At 67.0% G+C, this 18,150-nt stretch carries 16 protein-coding genes; 10 read left to right on the forward strand and 6 right to left on the reverse strand.

The genetic code is table 11. The annotated features are described in order from the left end of the window. Nucleotides 1-21: 21 nt before the first annotated feature. Nucleotides 22-642 (reverse strand): TetR/AcrR family transcriptional regulator, encoded by a 621-nt coding sequence (locus tag FQK05_RS08475; protein WP_158965639.1) that lies wholly within the window; start codon nt 640-642, stop codon nt 22-24. Between the two features lie 111 nt (nt 643-753). On the opposite strand from FQK05_RS08475, the gene FQK05_RS08480 reads away from it, so the two are divergent. Beyond that, the gene (locus FQK05_RS08480; protein WP_158965641.1) at nt 754-1,911 is read left to right on the forward strand and encodes an acyl-CoA dehydrogenase family protein; all 1,158 of its coding nucleotides are present in this window, start codon (nt 754-756) and stop codon (nt 1,909-1,911) included. Here FQK05_RS08480 and FQK05_RS08485 read toward each other — a convergent pair. Further along, nucleotides 1,908-2,570 (reverse strand): glutathione S-transferase family protein, encoded by a 663-nt coding sequence (locus FQK05_RS08485; RefSeq protein WP_158965643.1) that lies wholly within the window; start codon nt 2,568-2,570, stop codon nt 1,908-1,910. The genes FQK05_RS08480 and FQK05_RS08485 overlap by 4 nt on opposite strands. A gap of 157 nt (nt 2,571-2,727) precedes the next feature. Continuing rightward, nucleotides 2,728-4,308 (reverse strand): long-chain-fatty-acid--CoA ligase, encoded by a 1,581-nt coding sequence (locus FQK05_RS08490; RefSeq protein ID WP_158965645.1) that lies wholly within the window; start codon nt 4,306-4,308, stop codon nt 2,728-2,730. 396 nt (nt 4,309-4,704) lie between these two features. Here FQK05_RS08490 and FQK05_RS08495 point away from each other — a divergent pair, with 396 nt between their 5' ends. The 5 genes from FQK05_RS08495 to FQK05_RS08515 all read left to right on the forward strand — a co-directional run bounded on the left by FQK05_RS08495 (nt 4,705) and on the right by FQK05_RS08515 (nt 11,046). Beyond that, a complete protein-coding gene (locus FQK05_RS08495) occupies nt 4,705-5,922 on the forward strand; it encodes an MFS transporter (protein ID WP_158965647.1) in 1,218 nt (405 codons plus the stop codon). A gap of 178 nt (nt 5,923-6,100) precedes the next feature. Continuing rightward, the gene (locus FQK05_RS08500) at nt 6,101-7,270 is read left to right on the forward strand and encodes a pyridoxal phosphate-dependent aminotransferase (RefSeq protein ID WP_233270422.1); all 1,170 of its coding nucleotides are present in this window, start codon (nt 6,101-6,103) and stop codon (nt 7,268-7,270) included. Between the two features lie 239 nt (nt 7,271-7,509). Continuing rightward, nucleotides 7,510-9,291 (forward strand): IlvD/Edd family dehydratase, encoded by a 1,782-nt coding sequence (locus tag FQK05_RS08505; RefSeq protein WP_158965649.1) that lies wholly within the window; start codon nt 7,510-7,512, stop codon nt 9,289-9,291. Nucleotides 9,292-9,403: 112 nt separating this feature from the next. Further along, a complete protein-coding gene (locus FQK05_RS08510; protein WP_158965651.1) occupies nt 9,404-10,138 on the forward strand; it encodes an SDR family oxidoreductase in 735 nt (244 codons plus the stop codon). A gap of 68 nt (nt 10,139-10,206) precedes the next feature. After that, entirely contained in the window at nt 10,207-11,046 is an 840-nt protein-coding gene (locus FQK05_RS08515) for a fumarylacetoacetate hydrolase family protein (protein WP_158965653.1), read from the forward strand. 17 nt (nt 11,047-11,063) lie between these two features. On the opposite strand, the gene FQK05_RS08520 is transcribed toward FQK05_RS08515, so the two are convergent. The 3 genes from FQK05_RS08520 to FQK05_RS08530 form a co-directional block, all read right to left on the reverse strand. Beyond that, nucleotides 11,064-12,704, reverse strand: coding sequence for a DUF427 domain-containing protein (locus tag FQK05_RS08520; protein WP_158965655.1), 1,641 nt, complete (start codon nt 12,702-12,704; stop codon nt 11,064-11,066). A 160-nt stretch (nt 12,705-12,864) separates the two neighbouring features. Next, the gene (locus FQK05_RS08525) at nt 12,865-13,569 is read right to left on the reverse strand and encodes a winged helix-turn-helix domain-containing protein (RefSeq protein WP_158965657.1); all 705 of its coding nucleotides are present in this window, start codon (nt 13,567-13,569) and stop codon (nt 12,865-12,867) included. After that, on the reverse strand, nt 13,541-13,843 hold the full coding sequence (locus FQK05_RS08530) for a hypothetical protein (protein ID WP_158965659.1): 303 nt from the start codon (nt 13,841-13,843) through the stop codon (nt 13,541-13,543). Before FQK05_RS08530 ends, FQK05_RS08525 begins: the two co-directional genes overlap by 29 nt. Nucleotides 13,844-14,076: 233 nt before the next feature. Here FQK05_RS08530 and FQK05_RS08535 point away from each other — a divergent pair, with 233 nt between their 5' ends. From FQK05_RS08535 to FQK05_RS08550, 4 genes are all read left to right on the forward strand, one after another. Continuing rightward, a complete protein-coding gene (locus tag FQK05_RS08535) occupies nt 14,077-14,604 on the forward strand; it encodes a hypothetical protein (RefSeq protein ID WP_158965661.1) in 528 nt (175 codons plus the stop codon). Nucleotides 14,605-14,712: 108 nt separating this feature from the next. Then, the gene (locus tag FQK05_RS08540; protein WP_158965663.1) at nt 14,713-15,339 is read left to right on the forward strand and encodes a ribonuclease HII; all 627 of its coding nucleotides are present in this window, start codon (nt 14,713-14,715) and stop codon (nt 15,337-15,339) included. Between the two features lie 99 nt (nt 15,340-15,438). After that, entirely contained in the window at nt 15,439-16,560 is a 1,122-nt protein-coding gene (locus tag FQK05_RS08545) for a site-specific DNA-methyltransferase (RefSeq protein ID WP_158965665.1), read from the forward strand. Nucleotides 16,561-16,719: 159 nt separating this feature from the next. After that, the gene (locus FQK05_RS08550) at nt 16,720-18,105 is read left to right on the forward strand and encodes an adenylate/guanylate cyclase domain-containing protein (RefSeq protein ID WP_158965667.1); all 1,386 of its coding nucleotides are present in this window, start codon (nt 16,720-16,722) and stop codon (nt 18,103-18,105) included. Nucleotides 18,106-18,150 lie beyond the last annotated feature (45 nt).

The raw sequence follows: 18,150 nt of genomic DNA on the forward strand, positions 1-18,150 counted from the left end.
TCAGGTCATTGCAACGCGGGCTCAGGCCGCGTCGAACATCGTCATGCGCGGCAGCGGGTCGAAATCTGCCGAGGCCAGCCTGCGGGCCTCGGTCGGGTCGATCCCGATGCCGCGCAACATCACTTCGGCCGTGTCGCTGGCGGCCTGCCGCCAGGACCGGTGGCCCTGCAGCACAAGGGTCATGGCGCCGAAGGCCGCCCCGCCTATCGCCGCGGCGACGGATGCGACCTGTTCGGCCTTAAGATCGAAGCGTCCGGTGGCGATTCCACGCTGCAGCTCTCGCGCGGGATAGCGGCCCCAGAAGTCGCCCAGCCGGTGTTCGGTCACGGCATAGCGCGCCAGGAACTGGCCCCAATGGGGTTCTTCATGCACCCGGCGGATGCACAGGCGCACAACGTTCGACAGCCGTTCGGCCGGGTCGCTGATACCGGACAGGCTGGCCTGCACGGTCGAGGCCATCTCGTCCGCGACCATGTCGCAGACCGCATCGAACAGGCCCGCCGGGTCTTCGAGGTTGTTGTAGATCGTCCCGCGCGACAACCCGGCCTCGCGCGCGAGGTCGCTGATCGCCACCGTGCGGCCGCCCTGGTCGGAAAAGATCCGCATTGCGGCCTCGTGTATGCGGCATCGGGCGCTGGACATCGTTCCCTCCTCGGTCGCCGAGGTTTGAGCACGAGTGTTTAATTCTTGTCAACTGTGTTCAATGGTGGAACAACGCGGATGACCCGGGGAGAATGGGAGGAGAACCAAGCCATGATAAGACGGTCCATCTACGAAGAAGAACACGAAATCTTCCGACGCAGCGTCAGTGCATGGGCAGAGAAGGAAGTGTTCCCCCACGCCGAGGCGTGGGCCGACGACGGCGTGATCCCGCACGAGGTCTGGCGCAGCGCGGGCGAACAAGGCTACCTGGCCATGTTCGCGGATGAAAAGTACGGCGGCCTTGGCGTCGACGATTTCCGCTATGACATGATCCTGAACGAGGTTCTGGCCGCGCGCGAGTCGGGGCTGTTCCTGACGCTGCACAACCGCATCGTGGCGCCGTACATCCACAAGTTCGGCACCGACGATCAGCGCGAACGCTATATGCCCGGCATCGTGTCGGGCGATACGGTGCTGGCCATCGCGATGACCGAACCCGGCACCGGGTCGGACCTGGCCGCCGTGTCGACCCGCGCAGTGGAACACGACGATCACTGGGTGCTGAACGGGTCCAAGACCTATATCTCCAACGGGATGCTGGCGGGGCTGGTGGTGGTCGCCGCCAAGACCAACCCGCAGGCCAGCCACGAAGTGGGGCTGTTCCTGGTCGAACCGGGCATGGAAGGGTTTGCCCGGGGCCGCAATCTGAAAAAGCTGGGCCTGCCGTCGCAGGACACGTCGGAGCTTTTCTTCGACAACGTGAAAGTGCCGAAGGCCAACGTGCTGGGGGATCCGACCAAGGGCTTCCGCATGATGATGACCAACCTGGCCGAGGAACGGCTGATCGGCGCGGTGGGCTTCATGGCGCGGGCCGAACGTGCCTTCGAGATCACGCTGGAGTATATCCAGGAGCGCCGCGCCTTCGGGAAACCGGTCGGCACCTTCCAGAATTCGCGCTTCAAGATGGCGTCGATGCGGACCGAACTGGACGCGGGCTGGGCCCTGACCGACCACTGCGCCCGGTCCCACATGGAAGGCGAGCTGTCGGGCGAGATGGCGGCCGAAGTGAAGCTGTTCACCTCCGAGGTCGAGGGCCGCGTGGTCGACGAATGCCTGCAGCTTCACGGCGGCGCGGGTTACATGGAGGAATACGAGATCAGCCGGCTGTACCGGGACGCGCGGATCAGCCGGATCTATGCCGGCACGTCCGAAATCATGCGCGAGATCATCGGCCGCGGCCTGGGCCTGGACGATCGCGGCCGCAACTAGGTGGGCTGAAGGACCAGGCCCCGGGCGCCGGTTTCGGCCAGCGCCCGGGCCTGCACCTCCTGGGCGCGGCGGAAGGCGTCGCGCCTTGAAAGGGTCTCGAACCAGGCCAGGCAGGATGGGGGAAGCGCGTCCCGGCCCGGCAGTTTCACGGCCACCTGCATGGCATATCCCACGGCAATGTCAGCCATGGTGAAGCCTTCCTTCAGTAGGAAGGGCCGCCCGTCAGCCAGCGTCGCCTCGGCCAGGCGAAGGCGGGCCAGAAACCAGGCCCAGTAATCCTCGGCCACCTGCGGATTGCGGCGTTCCTCGGGTTCGAAGAAGGCGTAGCGCAGGACCAGCGTCTGCGGGAAGGTCAGCGTCGCCTCGCCATGATGCAACCAGTTCAGGTAGGCGCCGTATTCGGGATGGTCCGCGGCGACCGACAGCCGGCCGCCGGCATGGCGCGCGGACAGGTAGTGGATGATCGCGCAGCTTTCGGTCAACCGCGTGTCGCCGTCGACCAGCAGGGGCACCGTGCCCAGCGGGTTTTCGTCCTTGTAATCCTTGTGGAAGGCCCGCGGCGGGAACGACAGCATCTGTAGGTCGTAGTCCAGCCCCAGTTCCTCCAGCGCCCAGAGGACGCGGAAGGACCGCGCGTTTTCGGTGTGCCACAGTTTCATCGATTTGCCTCCCGACTCCGCGGCCGACGATAGGGACGCCAGGCCATGTCGGCCAGCCCCCAGATCGGCGGGCCCCCAGATCGGCGGGCCCCCATGTCGGCGGGCCCCCATGTCGGCCGGTCCGTTGTCGCGCCGGGCCGGCCGCTTTGGCGCGGGATCAGACGCCGGTGTCTTCCAGGATCCGGGCGCGGATCGCCATCTTGTCGATCTTGTTGGTGGGCGACAGCGGCAGCGCCCCGACCCAGAGCGTGATCGCCCGCGGCGCCTTGTAATGGGCGATCCGTTCGCGGCAATGGGCGATCAGGTCCTCGACTGTCGCCTCGCGCCCGCCATGCAGGGCCACGGCGGCGTGCACCGTTTCGCCCCAGGTCGGATCGGGCATCCCGAAGACTGCCGCCTGCGCCACGGCAGGGTGCGAGGACAGGGCGTTCTCGGTCTCGATAGGATAGACGTTTTCGCCCCCGGTGATGATCATCTCCTTCGTGCGGCCGACCAGGAAAAGGTATCCGTCTTCGTCCAGGTAACCCGCGTCGCCGGTGTGATAGAAGCCGCCGCGCATGGCATGGGCCGTCTCCTCGGGCCGGTTCCAGTAGCCGTTCATGACATGGGGGCCGCGGGTCACGACCTCTCCGGCCTCGCCCGCGGGCAGGACGTTGTCGTTCTCGTCGACGATCCGGACATCGGCATAAGGCACGGGCCGGCCGACGGAGCCCAGCTTGGCATAGCCGGGCGTGCCGGGCACGTGGTCCATCGCCGGCAGGATCGCGACCGCGGGCGCGGTTTCGGTCATGCCGTAGCCCTGCACGAAAGTGACGCCGGGAATGGCCTCGACCGCGCGTTCCATAAGGGCCAGCGGCATCGGCGCCGCGCCATAGGTCAGGCAACGCAGGGACGAGATATCGAAACCCGGAAAGGCCGGATGGTCCAGCACCATGCGCAACATTGTGGGCACCAGCGTCATGGCGGTGATGCGGTGGGTTTCCACCAGTTCCATCATCTCCACCACTTCGAACCGCGCCTGCAGGACCATGGTCGAGCCGTAGTAGACCCCGGTGTTCACGCGCCCCCCGGTGGCCATATGGAAAAGCGGGCCGGTCAGCAGCAGCATGTCGTCGGCCCGGTAGCCATAGACCGCCCCGGATCCGGCAGAGTTCGCGAAGGCGTTCGTGTGGCTGAGCATCACGCCCTTGGGCCGTCCGGTCGTGCCGGAGGTGTAAAAGAGGAACATCGTATCGTCCGAGGCGCTGGCGCGGTCGTCGAAGGCGTCCCCGGCCGCGGGGCCGGCAATGGCCAGCAGCATGTCGTAGTGCTGGGTTTCCGGGGGCAGGCCGGGGCCGGGAAGGTCCCAGTCGGCGTAGAGGATGTGGTCCACCGAAGGGCAGCGATCCAGCAGCGGCTGGGCCAAGCTGCCGAAATGGCGGTCGACGATCAGGACCGTGGGGGTGCAGTCGTCGAGCGTGGCTGCGATCTCGTCGAGGGAAAGCCGGTGGTTCACGGGCACCGAGATCGCGCCGATCATCGAGGGCACATAGTACATCTCGACCAGCCAGTGGGAGTTGAGGCCCAGATAGGCGATCCGGTCGCCCGGGGCCACGCCCAGCGTGGCAAGGGCATTGGCCATGGCATGAAGGCGGCGGTTGAACTCGGCCCAGGTGAAGCTGCGGCCTTCGAATATCGTCGCGATCTTGTCGGGCGTGCGGGCGGCATGGGCGCGGATCAGATCGGGATAGCGGATCACGCGTGCGCCCTGCGCTTGCGGCGGTTACGGATGCCGGACCGGACGGCCGAGGCGCCGCCCGGGGAACGGTGTTCGGGGAACATGGCGCATCTCCTCCCTGATCTGCGACCGTGCGGGGGCCGGGTTCTCTGGCCCGACTCGGGTCGATGGTAGGCACCTGCCGGGGTCGATCAAGTCAAATCACCGCGGGGCAGGGGATCGCGCCCTCACCGCCCCGCCGGGGCCGTTCGGGCGCGATGCGGTGCCGTCGGCCCCGCGGCCCCGGTCGGTCGCGGGGGATTTATCCGGCTTGCGTTGTGCGAGATGCGGGCGATTGCTAGGTCAACGCAGTTTCCGCGGTTCCGCGGACGGGAGATCTGACATGAGCGATGCGCTGCCCTTCCGGGCGAACCGGCGATGACGGTCGAGCTGGGCAACCGCTGGGCCGCGCTGGCGCTGATCTGTTTCGGCGTGGTGGGCGGTATGACCACCTGGTTTTCGGCCACGGCCATCGTGCCGGAGCTGATCGAGGCCTGGGCGCTGGATGCAGGCCAGGCGGGCTGGCTGACGAATGCGGTGCAGCTGGGCTTTGTCGTTGGCGCCCTGGGATCGTCGCTGCTGAACGTCCCGGACCTGGTCCGGCCCGTGCGGCTGGTGGCGGTGTCGAGCTGCGCCGCCGCCCTGGCCAACCTGTCGCTGCTGGCCGAGCCAGGGCTGGGCCCGGCGATCGCCGCCCGGTTCCTGACCGGGGTCTTCCTGGCGGGCGTCTACCCCCCGGCGATGAAGCTGATGGCGACCTGGTTCGCCACGGGCCGCGGGCTGGCGCTGGGGTTCCTTGTGGCGGCGCTGACTCTTGGATCCTCGGTCCCGCACCTGTTCCGGGCGCTGACCGCCGGATACGCTTGGCAGTCGGTGGTCCTATGGACCTCGATGGCCGCCGGCCTGAGCGGCCTGGCCTTCGCCGTCTTCGGGCGCGAGGGGCCCTATGCCTTCGGTACGGCCAGTTTCGATCCGCGGCAGGCGCTGGCGGCACTGCGCTCGCGCCCCGTGTTCCTGGCGAACCTGGGCTATTTCGGCCACATGTGGGAGCTTTACGGCATGTGGGCCTGGATCCTGGCCTTTGCCGCGGCGGCGGAAGCCGGGCTGATGCCGTTTCCCTTCGGCTCTGCCTCGATGCTGAGTTTCGTCGTCGTGGCCTCCGGTGTGGTGGGCTGTTTGCTGGGGGGCTGGCTGTCGGACCGGATCGGGCGCTGCCGGACGACGGCCGGGTTCATGATCGTGTCGGGAGCCTGTGCCGTGGCGGTGGGCTTTGCCTTCGACGGGCCGGGCTGGGTGCTGGGGGCGCTGGCGGTCCTGTGGGGCATGTCGGTGATCGGCGACAGCGCACAGTTTTCGGCCGCGGTGACCGAACTGGCGGACCGGAGCTTCGTCGGCACGGCGCTGGCGCTTCAGACCGGGATCGGCTTTGCGCTGACGGCGGTGGCGATCTGGGCGCTGCCGCGGTTCGCGGGGCTGGTGGGCGGCTGGCAGTGGGCGTTCCTGTTGCTTGCCCCGGGACCCGCGCTGGGGGCTGTCGCGATGCTGGCGCTTCGGCGGCTGCCGGAGGCAGAGGCGCTGGCCGGGGGGCGGCGATAGTTCCGGGCGTTCCGGATGCGGCCGGCGGCGACCGGGGACGCTGTCCCCGGACCCCTGAGGTATTTGAAGACCAAAGAAGCGGGGGCTTGCGCCCCGGATCGGCCTGTGTCGGGGCCCATGGCCATCCCGGGTCGGGTTGGGCTAGGCATTGCGCATCGGTCCAGTGGAGGGAGTGCCCATGACACAGATGATCTTTGCCGACAGCCTGTCGCGGCTTGGAACGGAATCGGCCTTCGTGGTGCTGGCGCGGGCGCAGGCACTGGCGGCTGCGGGGCGGGACATCATCAACCTTGGCATCGGGCAGCCGGATTTCGCCACACCGCCCCATATCGTCGAGGCCGGGATCCGGGCGCTTCGGGACGGGCACCATGGCTATACGCCTGCTAACGGATTGCCGGCGCTGCGGCAGGCGGTGGCGGCGGATCTGCACCGGCGGCACGGGGTCGAGGTGAACCCGGACCATGTCGTTGTCGTGCCGGGTGGCAAGCCCACCATGTTCTTCGCCGTGCTGATGTTTGGGCAACCGGGGGCGGAGATCATGTATCCGAACCCGGGCTTCCCGATCTACGAGTCCGTCATCCGCTATTCGGGGGCCACGCCGGTGCCGATCGGGCTGGAGGAGAAGAACGGCTTTGCCTTTTCGGCAGAGGCGGTACTGGAGAAGATCACGCCTGCCACGCGGCTGATCATCCTGAACAGCCCGGCCAATCCGACGGGGGGCGTCACACCCAAGCAGGAGATCGACAAGCTGGTCGCGGGGCTGGAGGCGCATCCCCATGTCGCGATCCTGTCGGACGAGATCTATTCCTGCATGCTCTATGGTGGGCGGTCCCATGTCAGCCTGCTGCAATATCCCGAGATCCGGGACCGGCTGATCGTGCTGGACGGCTGGTCCAAGACCTATGCCATGACCGGCTGGCGGCTGGGCTATGCGGTCTGGCCCGAGGCGGCGGTCGACCATGTCACGCGGCTGTGCATCAACGACCATTCCTGCGTGAACGCGGCGACGCAATTCGCGGGCATCGCGGCGCTGGAAGGGCCCCAGGATGCGGTGCGGGACATGGTGGCCCAGTTCGATGCGCGGCGGCAGGCGATCGTCGAGGCGTTGAATGGCCTGCCGGGCGTGCGCTGCGCCGAGCCGGCGGGAGCGTTCTATGCGTTTCCGAACATCGAGGGGACGGGGATGACCTCGAAAGAGGCGCAGGACCGGTTCCTGGACGAGGCCGGCGTGGCGACCGTGGCCGGGACTTCCTTCGGCGCCTGGGGCGAGGGGTATCTGAGGTTGTCCTATGCGAATTCGCAGGAGAACATCCTGCGGGCGGTGGACAGGATCGCCGCGGTTTTGTGACATCCGGGGCGGGTTCGTCATGGCAACGGGGGCGGCGGGGGGGGCCGCCCTGCGACGTTGCATGTGTCGTGCCCGTTGCCGGGCGCGAAGGATCCGGCGGATCGCATGGCTGGCTGAGCATGCACCCTGCGGCACGGGGAGGGGGCCATTGCCGTTATCCCGGCCGGCGGGGCTTCCAGTCCGGCGGCGTTCGGCGCATGGTGCGCCGAGGAAAAGGACAAGTCTCTTGGGAGGTGGCGATGTCGGATACCCGTGCGCACAAGCGATTCCGGTCGCAGGAATGGCTGGATAACCCGAACAATCCGGGCATGACGGCGATCTATGTGGAGCGCTATCTGAACCAGGCCTTTACGCGGGAAGAGCTTCAGGGTGACAAGCCCATGATCGGGATCGCCAACACCGGGTCCGACCTTGCGCCCTGCAACAAGATCCATGTCTTCCTGATGGACCGGATCAAGGCGGGCATCCGGGATGCGGGCGGCATTCCCATCGAGTTTCCGGTGCATCCGATCCAGGAGACCTCGAAACGCCCGACGGCCGCACTGGACCGTAACCTGGCCTATCTGGGGCTGGTCGAAGTGTTGCATGGCTATCCGATCGACGGAGTCGTGCTGACCACCGGCTGCGACAAGACCACGCCGGCGATGCTGATGGGCGCGGCCACGGCCGACCTGCCGGCCATCGCGCTGAACGGCGGGCCGATGCTGGATGGCTGGTGGAAGGGCAAGCGCGCGGGTTCGGGCACGATCGTCTGGGAAAGCCGGCGGCTTCTGTCGGAAGGCGCCATCGACTATGACGAGTTCATGGAGCGGGTCTGTGCCTCGGCCCCGTCGCTGGGGCATTGCAACACGATGGGTACGGCATCGACCATGAACGCGATGGCCGAAGCGCTGGGCATGACCCTGCCCGGCAATGCCGCGATCCCGGCGCCGTTCCGCGAGCGGATGGCCATGGCCTACGAGACCGGCAGGCGGATCGTGGGCATGGTGCTGGAGGATCTGAAGCCGTCCGACATCCTGACGCGCGCGGCTTTCGAGAATGCCATCGTCGTCAATTCCGCCATCGGCGGGTCGACCAATGCCCCGCCGCACCTGCAGGCCATCGCCCGCCACGCGGGGGTGGAGCTGGACGTGAAGGACTGGGAGACGGTCGGTTACGACGTGCCGCTGATGGTCAATGTCCAGCCGGCGGGCGAATATCTGGGCGAGAGTTTCTTTCGCGCGGGCGGCGTGCCTGCGGTGATGGCCGAGCTGATGGCCGCCGGGCGGCTGAAGGGCGAGGCGCGGACGGCAACCGGCAAGACGCTCGCCGAGGATCTGGCCGGGGTCGAAGGCGCGGATGGCGAGGTGATCAAGGCCTATGGCGCGCCGATGCGGACCAGGGCCGGGTTCAAGGTGCTGTCGGGGAACCTGTTCGATTCCGCGTTGATGAAGACCGCCGTGATTTCCGAGGAGTTCCGGGACCGTTTCCTGTCGGAGCCGGGAAAGGAAGGCGTGCACGAAGCGACCGCCTTCGTCTTCGAGGGGCCCGAGGATTACCACGACCGGATCAACGATCCCGCTCTTGGCATCGACGAACACGCGATGCTGTTCATCCGCGGTGTGGGCTGCGTTGGCTATCCGGGGTCGGCCGAGGTGGTGAACATGCAGCCGCCCGATGCATTGATCAGGCAGGGGGTCAGCCACCTGCCGACGGTGGGCGACGGACGGCAGTCGGGAACGTCGGAAAGCCCTTCGATCCTGAACGCCTCGCCGGAATCGGTTGTCGGCGGCGGGCTGGCCTACCTTCGGACCGGGGACCGGGTGCGGCTGGACCTGAACGCGTCGCGGCTGGACGCCCTGGTCGATCCGGAGGAATGGGAGCGGCGGAAGGCCGAATGGACTGCACCCGAGATCCGGAACCAGACGCCCTGGCAGGAGATCTATCGCACCCATGTGGGGCAGCTGGCGGACGGGGGCTGCCTGGAGCTGGCGACGGCATACCGGCAGGTCGCGAAGGATCTGCCGCGGGACAATCATTGACGGTGTTGGGGGGGCTCTGCCCCCGCCGCGCCCTTGGCGCGACTCCCCCGAGGGTATTTGAAGACCGAAGAAGCGGGGGCCATGGTCCTGGAATGACGAGGGGAGAGTGGGCGTGAAGACGATCATCATTACCGGGGCAGGGCGCGGGATCGGGCGGGCCTGTGCCGAGGCGTTCCTGGCCGAGGGCTGGGCCGTGGGCCTGATCGGACGGACGGCGAAGCCGCTGGAGGAGCTGGCAGACGCCTGGCCGAATGCGCTGGCCCTGCCCTGCGACGTGACGGACGAGGCGGCAGTGGATGCGGCCTTTGGGACGGCGGTGGCAGCCTGGGGCCGGCTGGACGTACTGTTCAACAACGCAGGCATTTCCGCGCTGGGCGCCACGGTGGACGAGATCCCGGTGGCGGACTGGCGGGCCTGCATCGACATCAACGTGACGGGCAGTTTCCTGTGCGCGCGGGCGGCTTTCCGGGCGATGAAGGCGCAGGACCCGCAGGGCGGGCGGATCATCAACAACGGCTCCATCTCTGCTCATGTGCCGCGGTGGGGATCGGCGCCTTACACCGCGTCGAAACATGCGATCACCGGGCTGACCCGGTCGCTGTCGCTGGACGGCCGGCCCTATAACATCGCCTGCGGGCAGATCGACATCGGCAATGCCTTGACCGAGATGGCGGCGAAGATGGTCACCGGCATGCCGCAGGCCGACGGGTCCATCAAGGCCGAGGCGGTGATGGACGTGGCCGAGGTGGCGCGGTCGGTGCTTTACATGGCGTCGCTGCCGGAAGGGGCCAATGTCCAGTTCCTGACGGTGATGGCGACCAACATGCCCTTCATCGGGCGGGGCTGAGCGGCGCGGTTGTAGATGGCCCGGGCCCATGACATGACTTTGCGGCACAGGCCGGAGGAGGACAGGCGATGAAACTATTGCGGTATGGGCCAAAGGGCAGCGAACGGACGGGCATGCTGGCCAAGGACGGCACGATCCGGGACCTGTCGGCCCACGTGCCAGAGCTGGCCGGGACTGCGGTCGCCCTGCACAGGCTGGCGGCGCTGAAGGCGCTGGCGCCCGAAGCCCTGCCGGTCGTGAGCTCGCCGGGCCGGCTTGGCCCCTGCCTGGCCTGGGTGCCGAATTTCCACTGCGTGGGCCTGAACTACTCCAAGCACGCGGCCGAGACGGGGATGCCCGAGCCGGCCGAGCCGATCCTGTTTTCCAAGGCGACGTCCTGCGTTGCGGGTCCGCAGGATCCGCTGCGCCTGCCGGAGGCGGCGAAGAAGGGCGACTGGGAGGTCGAGCTGGGCGTCGTCATCGGGACCGAGGTCGACAACGTGTCGGAAGAGGACGCGCTGGCCACGGTTGCGGGCTATTGCGTGGTCAACGACCTGTCGGAGCGGGCCTTCCAGATGGACCGCGGCGGGCAGTGGATCAAGGGCAAGTCGCTGCCGGGCTTCGGGCCCATCGGGCCCTGGTTCGTCACCGCGGACGAGGTGCCGGACCCGCAGGCGCTGAAACTGTCGCTCGACCTGAATGGCGAGCGGGTGCAGGATTCGGACACCTCGGACATGATCTTCGGTGTCGCCCGGATCATCAGCCACATGAGCCAGTTCATGCGCCTGCTGCCGGGCGACATCATCGCCACCGGCACGCCGTCGGGCGTGGGGCTGGGCATGAAGCCGCCACGGTTCCTGCGTCCGGGCGACGTGATGGTCGCCCGGGTCGAAGGTCTGGGGGAGCAGCGGACCGAGGTGGTCGCCTGACGGCGTGAAGACCGCCCCTAGTGGCGGACGCCCCGTGGCGTGTAACGGCCGTGGGGCAGGGCCAGGGGCACCGGCGGCATCGCGACGGCTGGACGTTCGCCCAGCGGTGTCACAGCCGCGGCGGGCACCGGACGGGCGATGTTGTGCAGCTCCAGCGCGCCCAGCATCCGGATGTCTTCGCTGGACTTCGGCGGCACCACGTCGGCCGTGACCACGATCGGATAGTCGGCTTCCTTGGCATAATCCGCAAGCCGCGCAGCGATGTTCGCCGGCTCGCCGATCACGGTGAAGTCCAGCCGCTCGCGAGAGCCCACGTTGCCATAGGTCACGCGGCCATAGGCGATGCCGATCGCGGCCTCGCTGGCGGCCTCGCCGTCGGCGGGCAGGCTGTCCAGCATGGTGATGATCTGCCGGGCCGAGGCCAGCGCCTGACCGCGCGCGGAAAAGTCGCCTTCGGCCGGAAACACCGCCAGCACGGCGTCGCCGATGAATTTCAGCACCTCGCCGCCATTGCCGTGGACCACGTCCGACACCGTCTCGAAGAACTCGTTCAGCAGGCGGATATAGTCGCTGCGGCCCAGTTCGGATTCCAGCCGGGTCGAGTTCCGGAGGTCGACGAACATGATCGCGGCGTCGATCTCGTCGCCGTCGCCGCGGCGGATCTCGCCGCCCAGGACGCGGGCGCCGGACCGCTTGCCGACGTAGGTTTCCAGCAGGGCCTGCGCGTTTTCACGCTGCATGAACACTTCGTAGAACCGGCTGATCGCCGGCGCGCATTCGAAGATCAGGCCCAGACTGGCGGTGGTGAAACCGTTCGGATGGTCCGAGGTCAGCGTCAGCACGTTGATCCGCCCGTCCGAGAACTTCAGCGGCATGGCGACGTAATCCGTGCCGCCAAGCGCGCGCAGATCGGCCATGATCGGGAACATGTCTTCCGTGTCCGTGTCGGTCAGCCGCTGCCGTACGCCGCCCATGCCGTTCGAGACATGGCGGAGCGGGCTGTTGGCGAAACCGGCATGGTCGTGGATTTCGTAGGACGGCGCATAGGTCGACACCGACCCGGTCCCGTCGTCACCCTTGCGCCAGACATAGTTCTTGCCCGCGATCAGCGGGTGCAACGACCAGATCATGATCGACATCCGCGTCAGCGACACGCCGTTTTCGGCCAGCTTGTCGGCCAGCGCCGCAGTCAGTCCTTCGGGCGTGTCGATGCGGCCGGCGTCGCGCACCAGCCAGTCGACCAGGGGGCCGGACATGTGGGTGTCGCTGCGCTGGCGGATGATGTTGTGGCCCAGGTCCATGCGCGTGACGACGCCCGGCACGAAGGCGACATAGCCGTCGATGTCGCTGGTGTCGGGCAGCGGCAGGTCATAGCGCCAGACGGCCTGGGGAATCGTCTCTCCCCCGACCTCCATCTGGCCGCAGATCGCGCTGCCCTTGAACGGGCAATAGCTGCGCCTGTCGGGTGCGCAGTCGACCTTGCCGGCCAGGTCCTCGATCGGGAAATAGATGACGGGTTCGCAGCGGGTTTCGTAAAGCACGCGCGCGCGCGTCGTCGACGCCAGGACCACGTCGCCGCGATACGCGGTCACCCGACCAGACAGGGGCTCGACATCGATTTCGTATCCCGGGGTCGGGAACTGAACCTGCGCATTCATGGGGATAGTGCTTTCAACTTGAACCGTCATTACGCTGCATTGCAGCGTTCCCCCCTAAATAGGGGTGGGTGTGGACTATACCAATAGCTCATTTGTTGACAAAGATGTGCGTTTTTCAGACGGCAGGCCGCCGCTGACGCACGGATATCTGCAAAAAAGCTCAGATCATCCGGATCACGGTCTTGTCAATCGCAAGCATGTATCTCTTGCGCGCGACGGTCCGGACCAGAAGTTCGGTCACCATCTGGTTGCCCAGGGTGTCCCGCAGGCGCTTGATTCGGGTGGCGCCGGCGGCTTCGTCGCAATCTGCGGCGTCCTTGCCCGATACCATCGCCTCGATCTCGGCGCCCGACAGGACGTCGTCGTCCATCCGCGCCTCGGCCAGGACCGACAGGGTTTCCATGGCGGCCTGGGTCAGCTTGAATTCCAGGTTGTTCAGGTAGACGGCGTTTTCCTCCCTGCTGATCAGCAGGGAACTGACCTGGATCCCGGTCCGTTCGATCTGGGCCAGGCGGCGGTTCATCATGACCAGCATGAACAGGAAGACGAAGGCCGCGATCAGCATGGCGCTGGCAAAGACCAGCAGGACATAGATCACCACCCGGTATCCGGCCAGCGTTTCGGAAAAGGCGGTGCCGGACTGGGCCAGGATTTCCAGGAGCTGTATGTCGGTGGGCGTGGTCAGCCCGTCCGACTGGGTGAACAGGCGCTCGACGCGGGCGTTGAAGGCATTGGCATCGGGCAGGGTCAGAAACAAGACCAGCGCGCCCGCGGCCAGCACCAGCACGATGGCCGCAATGCCGATCCCTGCGAACAGCGTGCCCGACCGGCGCGCCTCAGAAACGGAGAAAGAAGTTTCCGGCATCGGCTTTCCTCTGATCCAGTCCTTCGGGTCCGAAGATGGAGACGACGTTCAGCAGGATCCAGCCATGGGCGACCAGCCGGCGGGCGACCTCCTCCTGCGCGGGGCCGCGCCGGCAGGGGCCCTGCAATTCCATCACGCCATATTGCAGGCGCAGGGGCGCGTCCTTCTTGGCCTTGTAATCGGCATAGCACTGGTCCGCCGCCGCGGGGGCGGCAAGGGCCAAGGCGGGGACCAGAAAGGCCAGGATCAGCAGAAGGGCGCGGGGCGATGTCATGGCCGCACCCTGCGCGGACGAGGTTTGAAATTCAATAACAAGGCCCCCTGCACCCGGCTGTTATCCCATGACGGGGGGCCGACATTGCCTGTCCCGCCGGGCCGGATCGAGGGTCGGGGCAGGTCCTGTTCGCCGGCCCTCTCTGCGGGTGCGGCGCCGGACCTTCCCCCGAACCCGGCCGGTGCCCGCAGATGGTCCTGCGCGCCGGTCCCGATCCGAAGGAAGCTATCGACATGATCAAACGCCTCATCGCGCCGGCGCTGGGCCTGGCCCTGGCGGTTTCGACCCTGACCGCCCCGCCGGTTCGCGCGCAGAGCAACGAACAGGTGCTGGGCGCCCTGGCCGGGTTCGCGGCGCTGGCCGTCCTGGGCACCGCGATTGCCAATGCCACCAACGACCGACCCCCGCCGGTGATCGTACCCGTGAAACCGGCAAGGCCGGTGGTTGTCTACCGTCCGGCTCCGCCGCCGCCTCCGCCGGTCTGGAGGCCTGCCCCGTACCGTCATGGCTGGGCGCACCGCTGGCCCCGGACCGTGATCCGCCCGGCCCCGCAAGTGCAGTACGTGCAGCCCGTGACGAAGAACATCTTTCGCCGTGTTCCGGTGCCCGTGCAAAAGGACTGGAAGGGCTTCCCGTACGACCGTCACCCGGGGAAGCCCGGTCCGCACCATGGCTATATCGACCGCAAGGCCTTCAAGCCCGGCGACAAGCATGAAGGCCAGGGCAGGCGGTGGGACGGCCACCGCTCTCACGGCCGGTAAGGCGTCCATCGGGGCGGCGGTGAAATTCGCCTTGCCGCCCCGTCCCCGGATCGGTTCATTGGGACCATGCCGCGCCCGCCCAAAGTCATCGCCCGTCCCCCGCGTCCCATGCCCGACGACCGCTTCGAGGCGGCCTTTCGCGCCGAGGGCCTGACCCGCATCGCAGGTGTGGACGAGGTCGGCCGCGGTCCCCTGGCCGGGCCGGTCACCGCAGCGGCCGTGGTGCTCGACATCGACCACGTTCCCGAAGGGCTGAACGATTCCAAGAAGCTGAGCCTGAAGGCCCGCGTCCGCCTGGCCGAGGAACTGGCCGCCTGCGCCGAGATTTCCATCGCCCATGCCACGGTGGAAGAGATCGACCGCCTGAACATCCTGCGCGCCAGCCACCTGGCCATGGTGCGCGCGGTGGACGGGCTGACCGAACGGCCGCAGGCCATCCTGGTCGACGGCGCCATGGTGCCCCAGGGCATGGGTCACCCGGTGCAGGCGGTGGTCAGGGGCGATGCGCGGTCGCTGTCGATCGCCGCAGCGTCGATCGTGGCCAAGATCGCCCGCGACCGCATCATGGCAGAGCTGGCCGAAGAATGCCCGGGCTATGGGTGGGAGCGCAATGCAGGCTATCCCACGCGTGAACACAAGGCGGCACTGCTAGATCTGGGGGTCACCCGGCATCATAGACGCTCCTTTCGCCCGGTACACAACATCTTGTACCAAGGCAAATTCTTAAACCCTTGATTCAAAAAGAAATTGACGCCGAATCGGTTATGAATCATTCTCTGCGGGACCCATACGAGTGCAAAAACGCACCACCACACCGGGTTCGAGGCAGAGATTATGAAAAACAAGATTGCGCCCGGGGTCACCCCCGAAGGCGGCACGACTGACGTGCCGCGTAACACCATCCTTCGGGGTGATTGTATCGAACAGATGAACCGGCTGCCGGCCGGGTCCGTGGATCTGATCTTTGCCGATCCGCCCTATAACCTGCAGCTGAAGTCGGAACTGCACCGTCCCGACAACTCGCTGGTCGATGCCGTCAACGACGAATGGGACCGCTTCGCCAGCTTCGAGGCCTATGACAAGTTCAGCCGCGAATGGCTGGCCGCAGCGCGGCGCCTGTTGAAGCCGAACGGCGCGCTGTGGGTGATCGGGTCCTACCACAACATCTTCCGCGTCGGCGCCGCGCTGCAGGATGCCGGCTACTGGATCCTGAACGACGTGGTCTGGCGCAAGTCGAACCCGATGCCGAATTTCCGCGGCAAGCGCCTGACCAACGCGCACGAGACGATGATCTGGGCCAGCCGCGACGAGGGCGCGAAGTACACCTTCAACTACGAGGCGCTGAAGTCGCTAAACGAAGGCGTGCAGATGCGGTCCGACTGGGTGCTGCCGCTGTGCACGGGGCACGAGCGCCTGAAGGACGGCAATGGCGACAAGGCCCACCCCACGCAAAAGCCCGAAAGCCTGCTGCACCGCGTCCTGATCGGCACGACCAATCCGGGCGATGTGGTGCTGGATCCGTTCTTCGGCACCGGCACCACTGGCGCCGTCGCCAAGATGCTGGGCCGCGACTATATCGGGATCGAGCGCGAGGACCGCTATGCCGACCTGGCCGCCAAGCGGATCGACCGGGTCCGGCGGCTGGACAAGTCGGCGCTGGAGGTCTCGACCTCGAAACGGGCGGCCCCGCGGGTGCCTTTCGGCCAGCTGGTCGAACGCGGCATGCTGCGCCCGGGCGAACAGCTTTACAGCATGAACGGCCGCCACAGCGCCAAGGTGCGCGCGGACGGGACGCTGGTCGGCGGTTCCATGACCGGATCGATCCACCAGGTTGGCGCGCATTTCGAAGGCGCGCCCAGCTGCAACGGCTGGACCTACTGGTGCATCCGCAAGGAAAACACGATGGTGCCCATCGATTACTTCCGCCAGCAGATCCGGGACGAAATGGGGGCCTGACCGGCCTTCACCTTCGGGCCTTGGACAGCCTGCGCGCTTCCGCCGCAGATGTGAATCGTATTAACATTCCCATGTGCGAAATGTCCCGGGCGCCGCGGCTTTGATCGCGGCGCCTTCGGGCGTAGGATCGCCGGGCGCAGGGACCGGACGGGAGGGGACATGACCGACGCATCGAGGCCTGCATTTCCACTGTTCAGGTTCCTGCGGACCGAACGCCCCGACGCGGCCGAGATCCGTGCCAATGCCCATACCGAGGCGGCGCTGGAACGGCACAAGAGGGAAGGCATGGAACTGGCGATCCGGGCGCGTTTCGTCGCGCTGGCCGTGATCGCGGTGATGCTGCCCTTCCTGAACTTCCGCTGGGAGATGTTGTTCTACGAGGGCATACTGGCGCTGCTGGCCCTGAACGGCTGGTTGCAGTGGCGGGTGGGGCGCGTGGGCCGGTCGCGGGCAGAGCTGGCGCTGATCTTCATCGACCTTCTGCTGATGACCGCCACGGTGGCGGTGACGAATCCGTTGTTGCAGGAGCCCTGGCCGACGGCGATGAACTTCCGCTTTGGCAACTTTGTCTATTTCTTCGTGATCCTGGCAGCGGCGACCCTGGCTTATTCCTGGCGCACGCTGTTCGCCATCGGGGCCTGGACCGCGGGCCTGTGGGCGTTGGGGGTCCTGGCGGTCTGGAAATGGGGCGCGGTCTTCCCGGAACTGACCGCCCGCGCGGCCGATGCCTTTATCGATCATCCGCTGGTGCTGGAGATCCTGGACCCCAACAGCGTGGACATCGAGCTGCGTGCGCAGGAGGTGGTGGTCTTCATGATCGTCGCCTTCATCCTGGCCCTGACCATGCGGCGCTACAACAACCTGCTGATGGGCAGCGCCGCGCTGGAACGGGAAAGGGCGAACCTGTCGCGCTATTTCTCGCCCAACGTGGTGGAGGAACTGAGTCACAGCGACGAGCCGCTGAAGCGGATCCAGACCCACAATGTGGGCGTTCTGTTCGTCGACATCGTGGGCTTTTCCACCTTCGCCGCCGCCCGGCACCCGGAAGAGGTCATCGGCACGCTGCGCGCTTTCCTGGTCCGGATGGAGACGGAAGTCTTCCGCCATGGCGGGACCCTGGACAAGTATCTGGGCGACGGGCTGATGGCGACCTTCGGAACGCCGGTCGCCGGCCCCAGGGATGCCTGTTCGGCCCTGGCCTGCGCCGAGGCGATGATCCGAGTGACGGACGCCTGGAATGCCGAACGCGCGCGTCTGGGCGAGGTGCCGATCCGGGCCAGCGTCGGTGTGGACTATGGCCCGGTGGTCCTGGGCGATATCGGCGCCAACCGGCTGGAATTCGCGGTGATCGGCAACACGGTCAACGTCGCCAGCCGGCTGGAGAAGCTGACGCGTCAGCTGAACGTGCGCATCGCCGTCAGTGACAACCTGCGGGCCCAGGCGCTGAGCGAGGCCGATGGCGATGGCGCGGTCGCGGCGCTGTGCGACTGCGGCCCGCAAGAGATCCGCGGCCTGGACCGCCCCGTCCGGGTCTGGGCGATCTGATCGGACCGCTTCTGTCGTGACCTGGCTGGGCAAAGCGCCCGTCGT

The organism is Chachezhania sediminis (assembly GCF_009765275.1).
In the GTDB taxonomy this organism is placed as follows: Bacteria; Pseudomonadota; Alphaproteobacteria; order Rhodobacterales; family Rhodobacteraceae; genus Chachezhania; species Chachezhania sediminis.